The sequence below is a fragment of the Pseudoruegeria sp. SK021 genome, assembly GCF_002119405.1.
Classification (GTDB): Bacteria; Pseudomonadota; Alphaproteobacteria; order Rhodobacterales; family Rhodobacteraceae; genus Meridianimarinicoccus.
Map to the genome: position 1 here is coordinate 1 of NZ_MTBG01000003.1, position 16,368 is coordinate 16,368.

A 16,368-nucleotide genomic window follows, 5' to 3' on the forward strand; every position below is an offset into this window, starting at 1 on the left:
GCCTTCTCTTGCGCCCTATTCTTTCCACCAATGTCATCTGGGATTGGTCAAGATGGCGACGCGCCCATCAACTCGACGCCGCAAGAGCTCATCGGAAAACCGGGCTCAAAATGCAACTGTAGTATTAAGCGCCCTCTTTGGCGTCACCGTCGCTAGGGCGATCCGCAGCAAGGGCAACGCGTGATCACACAGATGTGTAAAAAGATAGTCGGGACCCAAACCTGCCCAGCGGACGTTCACTGTTCAAGCGGCCCAACGAGGGGTCGCAGCTATTCGCCGGATCGATCTTGGCGGAGACCATTTGAAAGGACCTATGATGAATACGACTGCAAAAGCCCTTCTGATCTCCACTGCGCTGGCCTTGCCGATGGGCATGTCGGCCACGGCTCAAACCACGAACCCGTCGCAGCTGACAGAGGTGCTGTCCTCCAATCTAAGTCAGCTCAATATCTCGACCGACGGTCTTGAGATGCTGAGCACCGAGCAGATGCTGGAACTGGAAGGCATCATCAGTGGCGGCAACCAGTCGGATGCTGACAAAAAGCAGCAAGCCGAAACCTATCTGTCCGAGACCCTGCCGGGATACACCGCTGCTGGCGCAACCACGGCAACCGGCGCGACCGCAATGACCACTGCCGATGCGTCGGCGATGGATAAGTCGCAGCTGGAAGAGAACCTGACCACCGAGCTGTCCAAGCTGGGCGTAGAGACCGATGGTGTCTCCAGCCTGTCGACGGAGCAGATGCTGGAACTTGACGGCATTCTGGGCACGGCCGGGAAATCCGACGCTGATCGCAAGCAAGGGGCAGAAGCCTTCCTTGCGGACGCGATGTAACAGTCGGCATGCGCTGATTTGGAAATTATCAAAGGGGCCTTCGGGCCCCTTTGGCTTGTGCGCGGATGGAACGGGAACTTGGGCTGCGCCCCGTTGGCGTTACAGATCCTCGACCAGCGCCACCCCACCCAGCGATTTGATGGCGGCTTTGACCTGCGGGGTGACCGCGTAATCCTGCGGTAGCAAGATCGGCACTTCGCCTGCGCCGGAGTCCAGCAAGTCGGCAGCGTGGATCAAAATCTCGACCGGGGCTCGGGTGCGGGTTTTGGCCTCGGCGTTGACCTTGGCCAGAAGGTCCGCCACCGTCGCTGCCGCTTCGGCGGCGTCCAGATGAATGCGCAGCCCTGTCGCGCCCGCCGCGGCCACGGCCCCATCAATGGGCTGAACCGAGCGGCACAGCAGCTTGAGCTGGTCGGCCTCGCAAGTGGCTTCGACCGACAGCACGACATTGCTGCCCGGCTCTAGCAGATCGCGCGAGGCTTCCAGCGTGTCCGAGAACATCGTCACCTCATAGAGGCCACTGGGGTCGGACAGTTGCACAAAGGCAAAGCGATTGCCGCGCGCCGATTTCAGCTCGCGCCGCGACGAGACAGACCCGGCCAGCTTGGCAGCAAGCGGGCCGCTGCGCGACGCCTCGGCCACATCGGCCAAGGTGCGTACGCCCGAGCGTTTCAGCGGGGCCATGTAATCATCCAGCGGATGGCCCGACAGGTAGAACCCGATGGCCATATGCTCTTCGCCCAGCCGTTCGGTGGGCAACCAGTCGTCCATCTGCGGCAGACGCGGTTCAGGCAGGTCATCCCCGGCCTCGCCAAAGAGCGATACCTGTTTCGAGGCTCGCTGATCATGGATCGCCGCCGAATAGGACACCAGCGCATCCAAGCCGCTAAACACCCGCCGCCGGTTCGGATCCAACTGGTCAAACGCCCCGGCCCGGGCCAGCATTTCCATCGGCCGCTTGCCGATGCGTTTCAGGTCCACCCGGCGGGCCACGTCGAACAGGGTGGCGAAGGGGGTATCGCCCCGGCCCGCCTCGATCATCTTCATCGCCTCGACGCCCACGTTTTTCAACGCGCCAAGACCATAGACCAATGCGCCATTGGCCACACTGAACCGGGCGCAGCTGCGGTTGACGCAAGGTGGCACGATGGTCAGGCCAAGGCCGCGACGCACCTCTTCGGCATAGATCGCCAGCTTGTCGGTCAGATGGATATCGCAGTTCATCACCCCGGCCATAAATTCGACCGGGTGATTGGCCTTAAGCCAAGCCGTTTGATAGCTGACCACGGCATAGGCTGCCGCGTGGGATTTGTTGAAGCCGTAATTGGCAAACTTATCCAGCAGGTTCCAGACCTCGGTGGCCTTGGCCCCATCCACCCCGTTCTCGGACGCGCCTTTCAGGAACTTGGGCTTCTCGGCGTCCATCGCCTCTTGAATCTTTTTACCCATGGCCCGGCGCAACAGGTCCGCGCCGCCAAGGCTGTAACCGGCCATTTCCTGAGCGATCTGCATCACCTGTTCCTGATAAACGATGATGCCTTGGGTCTCATTCAGGATATGGTCGATGGACGGGTGCAGGGTGTCCCGTTCGCTGAGGCCATTCTTGACCTCACAGAACTTGGGGATATTTTCCATCGGGCCGGGACGATAGAGGGCCACCAGCGCGATGATATCCTCGATGCAGTCGGGCTTCATCCGGCGCAGGGCATCCATCATGCCGCTGCTTTCCACCTGAAACACCGCAACCGTCTTGGCATCGGCATAGAGCTTATAGGATTTGGCATCATCCAGCGGGATCGCGGCGATGTCGTTTTCAGTGCCGGGGGCCGGATCGTACAGCACGGTTCCATCTGCCGCCTGATGCAGGGGCCGACCGGTGGCGTTGATCTGTTCCACCGCGTTCTGAATCACGGTCAGGGTTTTCAGGCCGAGGAAGTCGAACTTCACCAGTCCGGCCTGCTCCACCCATTTCATGTTGAACTGCGTCGCGGGCATATCCGAGCGCGGGTCTTGATAGAGCGGCACCAGCTCATCCAGAGGCCGGTCCCCGATCACCACACCAGCGGCGTGGGTCGACGCATTCCGCAGCAATCCCTCAACCTGCTGGCCGTATTCCAACAGCCGCGCGACGACCTCTTCGTTGCGGGCCTCTTCGCGCAGGCGCGGCTCGTCGATCAGGGCTTGGGCGATGCTGACCGGCTTGACGCCTTCAACCGGGATCATCTTCGACAGGCGATCCACCTGTCCGTAGGGCATTTGCAGCACCCGGCCCACGTCGCGCACCGCCGCCTTGGACAACAGCGCACCGAAGGTGATGATCTGCCCGACGCGGTCGCGACCATATTTGCCCTGAACGTAGGTGATGACCTCTTCGCGGCGGTCCATGCAGAAGTCGATGTCGAAGTCGGGCATGGAGACCCGTTCGGGGTTCAAGAACCGCTCGAACAGCAGCGAATAGCGCAGCGGGTCAAGGTCGGTTATGGTCAGCGCATAGGCGACCAAGCTGCCTGCACCAGACCCCCGGCCCGGCCCCACCGGGATACCTTGGTCCTTGGCCCATTTGATAAAGTCGGCCACGATCAGAAAGTAGCCGGGAAAGCCCATGCCTTCGATGATCTTCAGCTCAAACTCCAGCCGGGCCTCGTAGTCCGCGACCTCGGTGGCGTGCGGGATCACCTCAAGCCGTGCGGCCAGACCTGCGCGGGCTTGGCGGCGCAGCTCGTCCACCTCGTCATCGGCAAAGCGCGGCAGGATCGGGTCGTGCAGGTTGGCCTTGAAGGCGCAGCGCCGGGCAATCTCGACCGTGTTCTCGATTGCCTCGGGCAGATCGGCAAACAGGGTCACCATTTCTTCGGGCGTTTTCAGGTAATGCTGCGGTGTCAGGCGGCGGCGCGGTTCCTGTTGATCGACATAGGCCCCTTCGGCGATGCAGATCAGCGCATCATGAGCCTGATACATGTCGGTCTTGGGGAAATAAACGTCATTGGTGGCGACCAGCGGCAGGTCCATGGCATAGGCCATCTCAATATGGCCGCGTTCGCTTTGGGTTTCGGCCAAGGGCTGGCCGTCTTCGCCGGGATGGCGTTGCAATTCAACATAGAGCCGGTCTGGAAAAGCCCGCGCCAAGGCAGACAGCAGCGCCTCGGCTTTGGCCCGCTGGTTGTTGCGCAACAGACGCCCCACCGGCCCATCCGGCCCACCGCTGAGGCAGATCAAGCCCTCCGCATGCTGGGCCAGTTCGTCCAGCGTCACTTGCGGCAACTGCCCGCCCTTGCCGACATAGAGCGCGGTGTTCAGCTTCAGCAGGTTGAGATAGCCGGTCTGGTTCTGCACCAACAGCACCACCGGGGCGGGATCCGCGGCACGGCCGTTCTGCGCCGCCGCCTCGAAGGCCAAATCCACCTGACAGCCCAATATTGGCTGCACCCCGGCTTTGGCGGCCGAGACGGAAAATTCCAGCGCCGCGAACATGTTGTTGGTATCGGTGACGGCCACGGCCGGCATTCCCATGCCCGCAATCAGTCCGGGCAGGGATTTCAGGCGCACTGCCCCTTCCAGAAGGGAATATTCACTGTGCAGGCGGAGGTGGATGAATCGGGGTTCTTTGCTCATCATCCGATCATAGCGGGGCAAACCGCTGGCTCCCAGAGGCCGCGCGCGACTGCATAAAAATTAATCTCTGCCCGTTGTCTCAGCACAAAACTGCATCCCTGCCCTTGCCAACGTGCGGCAATACACGTCTTGTTCAAGTCACAACTTCGGCATTTGCTTTACGCCGCATCGGGCAATTGTACGACGGGACGGATGGCAGACAGCGGTGGGTAACGACATGGACACTTCGTTTCTTCTCAACGGAGAGACCGTGCGCATCGAGGGCGAACCCCCCACGCGTACACTTCTGGACTGGCTGCGCGAACGGCGCGGGCTGACCGGCACCAAAGAAGGCTGCAATGAGGGCGATTGCGGGGCCTGCACGGTGATGGTCACAGACAGTCACGGCGCGCGGGCCTTGAACGCCTGTATCCTGTTCCTGCCCCAGCTTGACGGCAAGGCCATCCGCACCGTCGAAGGCATGTCCGGTCCCGATGGCGCGTTGCACCCGGTGCAAGCGGCGATGGTCGATCTACACGGCTCGCAATGCGGCTTCTGCACCCCGGGCTTTGTCGTCTCGATGGTCACGGCCCATACCAATGGCGCCACCGACCATGACACTCAACTGGCCGGGAACCTGTGCCGCTGTACCGGCTATGCACCGATCATCCGCGCCGCAAAGGCGGCTGAGGCCGCGACAATCCCGCAGTGGATCGCAGCCGACCGCGCCACATTCCTGACCGACGCGCTGACCGACGGGGCCGAGGCCCCGGCGCAGCCCGTGACCGGCACCGTCGTCGCGCCGCAGACCACCGATGCGCTGGCCGAGTGGTATATGGCCCATCCTGACGCCACCCTGATCGCCGGAGCGACAGATGTGGGGCTGTGGGTCACCAAGCAGTTGCGCGATCTTGATCCGGTCTGTTTTCTGGGCGGGATCAGCGATCTGAAAGGTGTCACCATCGGGGCGGACGCGATCCATGTCGGGGCGATGACCAGTCTGACTGACCTGCGGCTGGCGCTGCAAGACCGGCACCCGTCCTTTGCTGAGATGATCCGGCGCTATGGCTCGACCCAAGTGCGCAACGCGGCGACGGTGGGCGGCAACATCGCCAACGGCTCGCCCATTGGCGACAGCCCTCCGGCCCTGATCGCGCTGGGGGCGACCTTGCATCTGCGCCGGGGGGGCGAGCGGCGCAGCCTGCCGCTGGACGAGTACTTTATTGCCTATGGCAAACAGGATCGCGCCCCCGGCGAATTTGTCGAGGCGGTCAGCATCCCGCTGCAACCGGATCATCTGCGCTGTTATAAAATCTCGAAACGCTTTGATCAGGACATTTCCGCCCTGTGCGGCTGTTTCAACATCGCGGTCGAGGATGGCACGGTGCGCAGCGCCCGGATCGCCTTTGGCGGCATGGCGGCCACCCCCAAACGCGCCGCCCATGTAGAAGCGGCGCTGATCGGCCAACCCTGGACCGAAGCCACGATCGCCGCGGCGGCCGCGCTGTTTGCCACTGATTACGCCCCGATGTCGGATATGCGCGCCTCGGCGGAATATCGGTTGCACAGCGCCGAGAACCTGTTGCACCGGTATTATCTCGACAGTCTGGGCGACACCCCGACCAACGTTCTGGAGGTCACACCATGAGCGTCGGCACCGCCCACCCGCATGACGCCGCCCGCCTGCATGTGACGGGGCAGGCCCGCTATGTCGACGATCAACCCCTGCCCGCCAACTGCCTGCATCTGGCCTTCGGTCTGAGCCCGGTTGCCGCCGGCCGCCTGATCGCGATGGATCTGTCAGCGGTGCGCCGCGCCCCCGGCGTTGTCGCGGTCTATACCCCCGCCGATCTGGGCTGCAATCCCGACTGCTCGCCGTCCAACCATGACGAGCCGTTGCTGTGCGACGGCACCATCCACTATCTGGGGCAACAGTTGTTTCTGGTCGCCGCCACCAGCCATCTGGCGGCGCGGCGCGCGGCGCGGCTGGCACAGGTCGAGGTCGAAGAAACCCCGGCGCTGCTGACCATCGATCAGGCGCTGGCCGCCAACAGCCGGTTCGAAGACGGCCCGCGCATTTACTGCAAGGGCGAGGCTGACCGCGCCCTTGCCGCAGCCGCGCACCGCCTGCAAGACAGCGTCACCATGGGCGGACAGGAACATTTCTATCTTGAGGGTCAGGCCGCCCTCGCGCTGCCGCAAGAAGGCGGCGATATGGTGGTGTCCAGTTCCACCCAGCACCCGACCGAGATTCAGCACAAAGTGGCCGAAGCCCTGTCGGTGCCGATGCATGCGGTGCGGGTCGAGACCCGGCGCATGGGCGGCGGCTTTGGTGGCAAGGAAAGTCAGGGCAACGCGCTGGCGATTGCCTGTGCACTGGTGGCGGCGCGGACCGGACGGCCCGCCAAGATGCGCTATGACCGCGACGATGACATGATGATCACCGGCAAGCGCCATGATTTCCGGATCGGCTATGACGTGGGCTTCGATGCGGATGGCCGGATCAGCGGCATCACCTTCGATCATTACGCCCGATGTGGCTGGAGCATGGACCTGTCGCTGCCAGTGGCGGACCGGGCGATGCTGCATGCCGACAACGCCTATCACCTGACCGACATCACCATCACCTCGCATCGGTTGAAGACCAACACCCAAAGCGCCACCGCCTATCGCGGCTTTGGCGGACCGCAGGGTATGCTGGGCATCGAAGTGGTGATGGACCGGATCGCGCATCATCTGGGGCTTGATCCGCTGGCGGTGCGCCGGGTCAATTACTATGACGAGGCTGCGCCTGGGACCGCGCCACACAGTGCCGAAGACCCCGCCCCCGTAGTCGCGCCGGTTGACGCAAATACTGACCTGACCTCGCGCGGGGCGACCGCAACCGAAGATGGCCGCCCAACCTCGGTGACGGCGGGCGCGGCCCAAACCACGCCCTATCACATGCCGGTCACTGATTTTATCCTCAACAGCCTGACCGACGCGCTGGCCACGCGCTGCGATTACGCCGCCCGGCGCAAAGCAGTGGCGGATTGGAACGCCGCCCATCCGGTGCTGAAAAAGGGCATTGCCCTGACCCCGGTGAAATTCGGCATTTCGTTCACCCTGACCCACCTCAATCAGGCTGGCGCGCTGGTGCATGTCTATCAGGACGGGTCGATCCACATGAACCACGGCGGCACCGAAATGGGGCAAGGCCTGTTCCAGAAGGTGGCGCAAGTGGCGGCGGCGCGGTTCGGTGTGCCGCTGAGCATGATCAAGATCACGGCGACGGATACCGCCAAAGTGCCCAACACCTCGGCCACGGCGGCCTCGTCGGGATCGGACCTGAACGGCATGGCGGTAAAAGCCGCCTGTGACACCATCCGCGACCGGATCGCCACCCTGCTGGCTGACTTGAACCAGATCGCGGCGGCAGAGGTGCGGTTCGAGGATGGCGCGGTCCACGCGGGCGGCAAGACCTACAGCTTCGCCGAAGCCGCAGAATTGGCCTATATGAACCGGATCAGCCTGAGCGCCACCGGCTATTACCGCACCCCCAAGGTCGAATGGGACCGGATCAAGGGACGGGGACGGCCGTTCTTTTACTTCGCCTATGGCGCGGCCTGTACCGAGGTGGTGATCGACACCCTAACCGGTGAGAACCGCATCCTGCGCACCGATATTCTGCACGACGCGGGCGAGTCGTTGAACCCGGCGCTGGATATCGGCCAGATCGAAGGCGGCTATGTCCAAGGCGCGGGCTGGCTCACCACCGAGGAATTGGTCTGGGACGACAAGGGCCGTCTGCGCACCCACGCGCCCTCGACCTATAAAATCCCCGCCTGTTCGGATCGTCCGGCAGTGTTCAACGTCGATCTTTGGGATGGGCGCAACACCGAAGACACGATCTATCGCTCGAAAGCGGTGGGTGAGCCGCCGTTCATGTTGGGAATTTCCGCCCTGTCGGCCCTGACCGACGCGGTGGCCGCCTGCGGCACGGTCTGGCCCAGCCTTGATGCCCCCGCCACGCCAGAAGCGGTGCTGGCAGCGGTCCGCCGTGTGCAAGCCGCATGAGCTTTGATCTGGAAGCGCTGCAGCGCGCGGTCGCGGCGCATGGCCGGGTCGCACGGGTGCTGGTCGCCGAAGTGCGCGGCTCGTCCCCGCGCGAGGTTGGCGCGGCCATGCTGGTCTGGGCGGGCGGACAATCGGGCACCATCGGCGGCGGCGCATTGGAACATCAGGCGGCGCTGGCGGCCCTCGGCACGCAGGCAGACAGGGTCAGCCGCCATCCGTTGGGGCCAAGCCTCGGGCAATGCTGCGGCGGCACAGTCACCCTGATCACCGAAGTTTATGACCCGGCCCGGATCGCGGCACTGACGGACGCCTTGCCCCCAGAGACGCCGATCCTGCGCCGGATCGAAGGCAATGCCGAAACGCCCTTGGCCCTGCGCCGCGCCCTGCGGCAGGCCCGGCAGGAAGGCATCGCGCCGCCGCCGCACTTCAGCCACGGCTGGATGATCGAACCGGTGGCGCATCCCGACCGGCCCCTGTGGATTTGGGGGGCGGGCCATGTGGGCCGCGCCATGATCGACGTGATGGCGCCGCTGCCCGGTTTGGCCCTGACATGGATCGATACCGGCCCAGAGCGGTTTCCGGACACTGTGCCAAACGGGGTAACGGTGCTGCCCGCGGCCGATCCTGTGGCCTTGGTGCGCCATGCGCCGCCCGACGCGGATCACCTGATCCTGACCTATTCGCACGCCTTGGATCTGGATCTGTGCCACGCCTTGCTGGCGCATGGGTTCGGGCGCACCGGCTTGATCGGATCAACCAGCAAATGGGCGCGGTTCCAAAGCCGCCTGCGGTCGCTCGGCCATGTTCAGACCAGCATCGACCGGATCAACTGTCCGATCGGCGACCCCAGCCTTGGCAAGACACCCCATGCCATCGCCATCAGCACCGCCGCCGCCTTGCTGCGCCCTGCTAGCGCCGCCGCCGCGCCCGCGAAGGAGACCCGCGCATGACCGACAGCCTTTTGACCCTCGACAATTTGACCAAGGCGTATCCCGGCGTCGTTGCCAATGATAAGGTCAGCCTGTCCATCGGACCGGGCGAAATCCATTCCCTGCTCGGCGAAAACGGCGCCGGAAAATCTACGCTGGTCAAGATGATCTACGGGCTGGTCAAGCCCGACAGTGGCCGCATGACCCTGCACGGCGCCCCCTATGCCCCCGCCGAACCAAAAGCAGCCCGGGCGTCCGGCGTGGCGATGGTGTTCCAACATTTCTCATTGTTCGAGGCGCTGGACGTGGCCGAGAATATCGCGCTTGGCATGGAAAAGCCGCCGCCGCGCCGCGATTTATCCGAGCAGATCCGCACCGTCAGCCACGCCTACGGACTGCCACTGGATCCGGGCCGCCGGGTTGGCGAATTGTCGGCGGGCGAACGGCAGCGGGTCGAGATCGTGCGCTGCCTGTTGCAGAACCCGCGCTTGTTGATCATGGACGAGCCGACCTCGGTGCTGACGCCGCAGGAGGTGGACATTCTGTTCACCACCCTGCGCAAACTGTCCGCCGAGGGCACCGCGATCTTGTACATCTCACACAAGCTGGATGAAATCCGCAGCCTATGCGACAGCGCCACGGTGCTGCGCCTTGGCAAGGTCGTCGGCAGTTGCATCCCCGCACAATCGACGGCGCGCGAGATGGCTGAAATGATGATCGGCACCAGCCTGAAGACGCCGACACGTCCGGCGGGCGAACCGGGCGAGGTGCTGCTGAACATCACCGCGCTTGACCTGCCATCGACCAGTCAGTTTGGCACCTCGCTTCGGGGGGTCGACTTGCAGGTTCGGGCCGGTCAGGTCGTCGGCATTGGCGGGGTTGCCGGCAACGGGCAGGAAGAATTGCTGTCGGTGATTTCAGGCGAGGCCTGTGTGCCCACCGGCCACATCACCTTCAAAGGCCAAGACATTGGCGGGCTTGGCCCGAACCAGCGCCGCGCGTTGGGGATCCTGTCGGCCCCCGAGGAACGGCTGGGTCACGCCGCCGCCCCGGATATGAGCTTGGTGGAAAATGCTCTGTTGACCGGAACCTTACGCAAAGGGCTCAGCCGGAACGGGTTTCTGGACTGGACCGCCACCCGCGCCTTCGCCGCCGACATCATCGACACCTTTGACGTGCGCACCCCCAATGCCGATGTCGCCGCCCGGGCGCTGTCGGGGGGCAACTTGCAGAAATTTGTGATCGGACGCGAAGTGCTGCAAGCCCCCACCTGTCTGGTGGTGAACCAACCGACATGGGGCGTCGATGCCTCGGCCGCGGCCGCCATCCGACAAGCCCTGCTGGATCTGGCCCAACAGGGCGCGGCAGTGGTGGTGATCAGTCAGGATCTGGACGAACTGTTGGAAATCTCTGACCTGTTCGCAGCCTTGAATGGCGGACGGCTGAGTGCGCCCCGCCCGGCCTATGGCCTGACCTTGGACGAAATTGGCCTGATGATGGGCGGCGCCCATGACATGGAGGTGGCCCATGTGTGAATCGCCGCGTGAATTGCCGCGCGATCTGCTATGCGCGCGGCCCGCGCCCTGTTGTCAGACCCCGATCACCATCAAAGGACCCCGCCAATGATCCGCCTTGAACGACGCCCATCGCCGTCCCGGATGTGGACCGCGCTGACGCCTGTGATGGCGGTTCTGGCCACGATGATTGCAGGCGGCATCATGTTCGCAGCGCTTGGCAAAGACCCGGTCGAGGCCATCCGCACGATCTTTTGGGATCCGCTGTTCAACGAGCAGTTCGCGGCCTATTCGCGCCCCCAGCTGCTGGTCAAAGCCGGGCCGCTGATCTTGATTGCCATTGGCCTCAGTCTGGGTTTTCGGGCCGGGGTCTGGAACATCGGCGCCGAGGGCCAGTACATCATCGGCGCCATTTGCGGCGCGGCAGTGGGGTTGGCGCTGTATCCGCTGGACAGCCCCATTGTGTTTCCGCTGATGGTGCTGGCGGGCGCGCTCGGCGGCTGGGCTTGGGCGATGATTCCCGCCATTCTGAAGACCCGCTTCAACACCAATGAAATTCTGGTTTCGCTGCTGCTGGTCTATGTGGCCGAGCAACTTCTGGCTTCTATGGCGCTGGGGTTGCTCCGCAATCCCGAAGGCGGCGGCTTTCCCGGCAGCCGGAACCTTCAGCAATACGACGCGGCCGCCAACCTAGAACTGTTCGCGGGCACCGGCGTTCACTGGGGCGTTGTCACCGCCTTTATCGCCGTGATCTTCGCCTATGTGCTGCTGTCGCGGCATTTGTTGGGCTTTCAAATCCGGGTGGCCGGATCGGCACCGCGGGCGGCACGGTTCGCAGGCGTGAACCCGGCCGCTTTGGTGGTGATCTGCCTCGGCATTTCCGGGGCACTGGCCGGATTGGCGGGGATGTTCGAAGTGGCGGGGCCAGCCGGGCAAATCACCATTGATTTCAATTCCAACTATGGCTTTACCGCGATCATCGTCGCCTTTTTGGGCCGGCTCAATCCCATTGGCATTCTGCTGGCCGGGATCCTGATGGCCCTGACCTATATCGGCGGCGAGTTGGCACAGTTCATGCTGGGGGTGCCCGCCGCCGCCATTCAGGCGTTTCAAGGCATGCTGTTGTTTTTCCTGCTGGCGGTGGACGTGCTGTCCAACTTCCGCCTGCGTCTTGGCAAGCCGGAGGCTGCATGATGCTGAACATTTCCCTCGAACTGCTGCTGGCCTCGTTGATGGTGGCCGCCACCCCGATCCTGCTGGCCGCCCTTGGCGAATTGGTCACCGAGAAATCCGGCGTCCTCAATCTGGGCGTCGAGGGGATGATGATCATCGGCGCGATCTGTGGCTTTGCCGTGGCGGTCGAGACCGGCAGCACGATTTTGGGCTTTATCGCCGCCGCCCTTGGCGGTGCCGTCCTGTCCCTGATCTTTGCCGTCCTGACCCAAGTTCTGATGTCCAATCAGGTGGCCACCGGCCTTGCGCTGACCCTGTTCGGGCTCGGCTTCTCGGCCCTGATCGGCCAAAGCTATGCCGGATTGAAACCGCCCCCGGTGCCGGAGCTGGATTTTGGCCCGCTGTCGAATTTGCCGTTTGTTGGCCCGGTGCTGTTTCAGCATGATGCCATGGTCTATGTCAGTATCGCGCTGGTGGCTGCGATCTGGGCGGTCCTGCGCTTTTCCCGGGTCGGCCTGATCCTGCGGGCCGTGGGGGAAAACCATGACGCCGCCCACGCGCTTGGCTACAAGGTCGTGCGCATCCGCATCCTTGCCATCCTGTTCGGCGGGGCCTGTGCGGGCCTGGGCGGGGCCTATCTCAGCCTCGTGCGGGTGCCGCAATGGACCGAAGGCATGACGGCTGGGGCCGGTTGGATCGCCCTCGCGCTGGTGGTATTTGGCGCATGGAAGCCGTGGCGCGTGCTGCTTGGGGCCTATCTGTTCGGCGGCATCACTGTGCTACAGCTGAACCTGCAAGCAGCGGGCCTTGCCGTGCCGGTCGAGATCCTCTCCATGTCGCCCTATGTGATCACTATTTTGGTGTTGGTGGTCATGTCGGCGGATCGGCGGGCTTCTCTGAACGCGCCCGCTACGTTAGGCCGGGTGTTCCATGCGTCAAACTGATCGTCGCAAACCAAGGACCGGATCGACGCCCCGATGATGACCCGCGCTGAAATTCTTCACATGCTGGACGGCACCCACCCGACCAGAACCATGGCTGTTAGCTATGCGCTTCAGGCGGTCATCATGCTATCGGCACTGGCGATTTCGCTGCAAACCATGCCGAACTTGCCGCATTCCATTCACGAAGCCCTGTCGATCCTCGAGATCTTCGCCCTGATCGTCTTTACGGTGGAATATATCACGCGGCTGATCTGCGCCCCGAAACCGCTGGGCTATGCGTTCAGTTTCTGGGGCATCATTGATCTGCTGTCCTGTGCGCCGATCTTGCTGTTTTTGAACCCGAATGTTGCCGCGATCCGCGCCTTGCGCCTGATGCGGCTGTTGCGGTTGCTGAAGCTGCTGCACACCAACCGCGCCCTGCACCGACTGGAACGCGCCCTCGAGGCCAGTAAGGGCGAACTGGCGATCTTTGGCGTGCTGGCCTTGATCATTCTTTATATCGCGGCTGTCGGCATCTATATCTTCGAACACGATGCCCAACCCGAACAGTTTTCGTCGATTCCGGTCAGCATCTGGTGGGCCGTGGTCAGCTTTACCACGGTGGGCTACGGCGATATCTACCCGATCACCATGGCGGGCCGAGCCTTCACCTCGATTGTACTGTTCATCGGCCTCGGCGTAATCGCCGTGCCGACAGCCATCATTACCACAGCCCTGATCAACACCGACCTGCACGACAAGATTGTCGAGGACGTCGGTCAGGATGTCCGGCAGGATCTGAAGAAGGATCTCAAGAAAATGACCAACAAACCCAAAAGGAGATTTTAATATGCGTTCACTCACAACTTGGCTGTCCGGTGTTGCCATGGCCACCGTTCTGGCCATTCCGGCCTATGCCGCCGACCCGCTGAAAGTCGGCTTCATCTACGTCGGATCGATCAAGGACGGCGGCTGGAGCCAGCATCACCACGAATCCGCCATGAAGATGAAAGAGCATTTCGGTGACTCGGTCGAACTGATCGAACAGGAAAGTGTGCCCGAAGGCGCCGATGCTGAACGCGTCCTGACCCAGATGTCACTCAGCGGTGCCGACCTGATCTTCACCACATCTTTCGGGTTCATGGACCCGACCCTCAATGTCGCGAAGAAATTCCCGAATGTGAAATTCGAACATGCCACCGGTTATAAAACCGCGGAAAACGTGTCGAACTATTCCGCCCGGTTCTATGAGGGGCGTGCAATCGAAGGTCTGATTGCCGGCAACATGACCTCGTCCAACAAGATCGGTTATATCGCGTCGTTCCCGATCCCCGAAGTGATCCGCGGCATCAACGCCTCATATATCCACGCGGCCAAGGTCAACCCGGAAGTTGAAATGCGCGTTGTCTGGATCTCGACTTGGTTCGACCCGGCGAAAGAAGCCGACGCCGCCACGGCGTTGATTGAGCAAGGCGCGGATGTCATCTTGCAGCACACCGACTCGACCGCGCCTCTGGCCGTGGCCGAAAAGGCTGGCAACGTCATTGGCTTCGGTCAGGCCGCCGACATGATCGAATACGCCCCCTCGCCGCGCGTTACCTCGATCATCGACAACTGGGCACCCTATTACATTGCCCGGGTACAGGACGTGATCGACGGCACGTGGGAAGCCGAATCGACTTGGGATGGTATCGGGGCCGGTATGGTCCAGATGGGCGAAATCACCGACGCCGTGCCTGAGCAGGTGGCCATGGAAGCGCGCGCCATGATCGACAGCATCGCCTCTGGCACCTATCACCCGTTCACCGGCCCGCTGAACAAGCAAGACGGCAGCGTCTGGCTTGCCGAAGGCGAAGTGGCTGATGACGCCACCTTGGGCGGGATGAATTTCTACGTCGAAGGACTGACCGGCGACATCCCGAACTGATCCTCGGACGGCTGCGGGGCCGGTGATCCGGTCCCGCAGTGCGCCATAAGATCGGCACCCACCGGACGTTGGACATATTCCAAAAACCGGTGCAGCATTTGCCCGTAATCGGCAGGTCCGACATCACCAGCCATCACTCGCAGCGCTGCTGTCTTTGGTGGCGGCGCAGCCTCCACCATTGCGACCGGGACCGATCGGAGATCCAATCGTGGGACCAGTGAGGTCCTAAAGGCGGGCTGGGTCATCTCAAATCTCCGTTGATAGCGCAGTCCCGGGCAGACGATGCCGGGACCAAGCCGAAAAATCATGCCGGACCCGCTTAGCGCCATCTGGGATTGGGGGCGCGACCGGCGGGGGTGACAACATCATCCATGACGAAATCAAACAGACTCGCCCCGTCCAGACCGGGCGTGGTCACGATGGGCGCAACCGCCCAGCGCGGACCAACACCTGCGGTGCTGTTAGGGTGCCCCGACGGATCAGAGGCCGGGTCGTCCGTCGACGCGCCGCCCCCTGCGGACAGGTCAGCTTGCCCCAAAATCCATCCAGCCATATCGACAGAGCCTGAGTGCAACGGCCCGGCAACGCCAAGGACGATCAAGGGAACCAAACACATAGACAGTCTCGGCAAAGCGGCCTCCAGAGTTCAACGTGGCAACGACCCTTTCTGGCCTAGCAGCCACCGACCGTTCCCCGAACTGTTATTTGCCCGGGTGCTGAACAGACCGTTAATGGCCAACGACCGCCCCGGCCCGTTAACCTTCTTGAAACTCTGAGATCAGGAAAACGTTGCCAGGCGGGCCGGTTGTTGCGATGGTTGATCTGCGGATCGACGGTCCAGACCATGCAAAAGTCCACCGTTTTGGTCCAATGCACCCGGGTCCACCCCGTTGATTTAGGCCTGCTCTTTTCCTGTAACCATGTTCCCGATTGTCCCGGAGCCACCATGTCCAAATCTCACCTCTCGCCAGTTCCCCACGCACCAGACACGGACGATCAGGACGGCCTGTCACCGGTGGCCATCGTGGGCCTGTGCGCCGTCGCAGATGCCCTTGTCTTGATCGGGGCGCGCGGCGCCGGAATTGGCTGGGGCAGCAGTTTGCTGATGGCTTGGGCCGGGGGGGCCGCGCTGGCCGTAACCGGGTTGCTCACCGCGGCCCAGATCAGCCTGGCCAAAGAAAATCGCGGGTTGCGCCGTGCCGATCCAGCCATCGACGCCGCACAGTCCAGCTTCCGAACCCGGCGCCAGTTGCGCGATACATTGGCCCAATGGGACGCGGATCGCCAACAGGACCGGGCCACCGCCCCCGACACCGAGATCAGCGTCCTGCCGGACCGGGCGGCGCGCCGCAGATAAGCCGCGGATAAGAAGACACATCCAGCCCTTGCCCCCGTGCCCCCAGCGCATTACTCAGGGGCC

The 16,368-nt window shown here is 63.0% G+C and carries 13 protein-coding genes; 11 read left to right on the top strand and 2 right to left on the bottom strand.

The window, feature by feature from the left end:
- Together BV911_RS19740 and BV911_RS03605 are read left to right on the top strand one after the other, a co-directional pair.
- Nucleotides 1–184: hypothetical protein (locus tag BV911_RS19740; RefSeq protein WP_205963790.1), on the top strand; the 184-nt coding region annotated here is incomplete at its 5' end.
- A 132-nt stretch (nucleotides 185–316) separates the two neighbouring features.
- Nucleotides 317–835, top strand: coding sequence for a hypothetical protein (locus tag BV911_RS03605; protein ID WP_086052229.1), 519 nt, complete (start codon nucleotides 317–319; stop codon nucleotides 833–835).
- A 99-nt stretch (nucleotides 836–934) separates the two neighbouring features.
- On the opposite strand, the gene dnaE is transcribed toward BV911_RS03605, so the two are convergent.
- Nucleotides 935–4,447 (bottom strand): DNA polymerase III subunit alpha, encoded by a 3,513-nt coding sequence (gene dnaE, locus BV911_RS03610; protein WP_086052230.1) that lies wholly within the window; start codon nucleotides 4,445–4,447, stop codon nucleotides 935–937.
- A gap of 217 nt (nucleotides 4,448–4,664) precedes the next feature.
- Here dnaE and xdhA point away from each other — a divergent pair, with 217 nt between their 5' ends.
- From xdhA to BV911_RS03650, 8 genes are all read left to right on the top strand, one after another.
- Entirely contained in the window at nucleotides 4,665–6,074 is a 1,410-nt protein-coding gene (gene xdhA / locus BV911_RS03615; RefSeq protein ID WP_086052231.1) for a xanthine dehydrogenase small subunit, read from the top strand.
- Nucleotides 6,071–8,482, top strand: a complete 2,412-nt coding sequence (gene xdhB / locus BV911_RS03620) for a xanthine dehydrogenase molybdopterin binding subunit (protein WP_086052232.1) — start codon at nucleotides 6,071–6,073, stop codon at nucleotides 8,480–8,482. The genes xdhA and xdhB overlap by 4 nt, the downstream gene beginning before the upstream one ends.
- Nucleotides 8,479–9,432 carry a xanthine dehydrogenase accessory protein XdhC gene (gene xdhC / locus BV911_RS03625; protein ID WP_086052233.1) on the top strand — a complete coding sequence of 318 codons (954 nt, stop codon included), beginning with the start codon at nucleotides 8,479–8,481 and terminating at the stop codon, nucleotides 9,430–9,432. Before xdhB ends, xdhC begins: the two co-directional genes overlap by 4 nt.
- The gene (locus BV911_RS03630) at nucleotides 9,429–10,946 is read left to right on the top strand and encodes an ABC transporter ATP-binding protein (protein ID WP_086052234.1); all 1,518 of its coding nucleotides are present in this window, start codon (nucleotides 9,429–9,431) and stop codon (nucleotides 10,944–10,946) included. Before xdhC ends, BV911_RS03630 begins: the two co-directional genes overlap by 4 nt.
- A gap of 87 nt (nucleotides 10,947–11,033) precedes the next feature.
- Nucleotides 11,034–12,119 carry an ABC transporter permease gene (locus tag BV911_RS03635; RefSeq protein WP_086052235.1) on the top strand — a complete coding sequence of 362 codons (1,086 nt, stop codon included), beginning with the start codon at nucleotides 11,034–11,036 and terminating at the stop codon, nucleotides 12,117–12,119.
- Nucleotides 12,116–13,042 carry an ABC transporter permease gene (locus tag BV911_RS03640; RefSeq protein ID WP_086052236.1) on the top strand — a complete coding sequence of 309 codons (927 nt, stop codon included), beginning with the start codon at nucleotides 12,116–12,118 and terminating at the stop codon, nucleotides 13,040–13,042. Before BV911_RS03635 ends, BV911_RS03640 begins: the two co-directional genes overlap by 4 nt.
- 33 nt (nucleotides 13,043–13,075) lie before the next feature.
- The gene (locus tag BV911_RS03645) at nucleotides 13,076–13,870 is read left to right on the top strand and encodes an ion transporter (RefSeq protein WP_086052237.1); all 795 of its coding nucleotides are present in this window, start codon (nucleotides 13,076–13,078) and stop codon (nucleotides 13,868–13,870) included.
- Nucleotide 13,871: 1 nt separating this feature from the next.
- A complete protein-coding gene (locus BV911_RS03650) occupies nucleotides 13,872–14,948 on the top strand; it encodes a BMP family ABC transporter substrate-binding protein (RefSeq protein ID WP_086052238.1) in 1,077 nt (358 codons plus the stop codon).
- 319 nt (nucleotides 14,949–15,267) lie between these two features.
- Here BV911_RS03650 and BV911_RS03655 read toward each other — a convergent pair whose 3' ends face one another.
- Nucleotides 15,268–15,564: a hypothetical protein gene (locus BV911_RS03655; protein ID WP_086052239.1), complete on the bottom strand. Its 297-nt coding sequence runs from the start codon at nucleotides 15,562–15,564 to the stop codon at nucleotides 15,268–15,270.
- Nucleotides 15,565–15,894: 330 nt separating this feature from the next.
- Here BV911_RS03655 and BV911_RS03660 point away from each other — a divergent pair, with 330 nt between their 5' ends.
- The gene (locus tag BV911_RS03660; RefSeq protein ID WP_139840023.1) at nucleotides 15,895–16,305 is read left to right on the top strand and encodes a hypothetical protein; all 411 of its coding nucleotides are present in this window, start codon (nucleotides 15,895–15,897) and stop codon (nucleotides 16,303–16,305) included.
- Nucleotides 16,306–16,368: the final 63 nt, after the last annotated feature.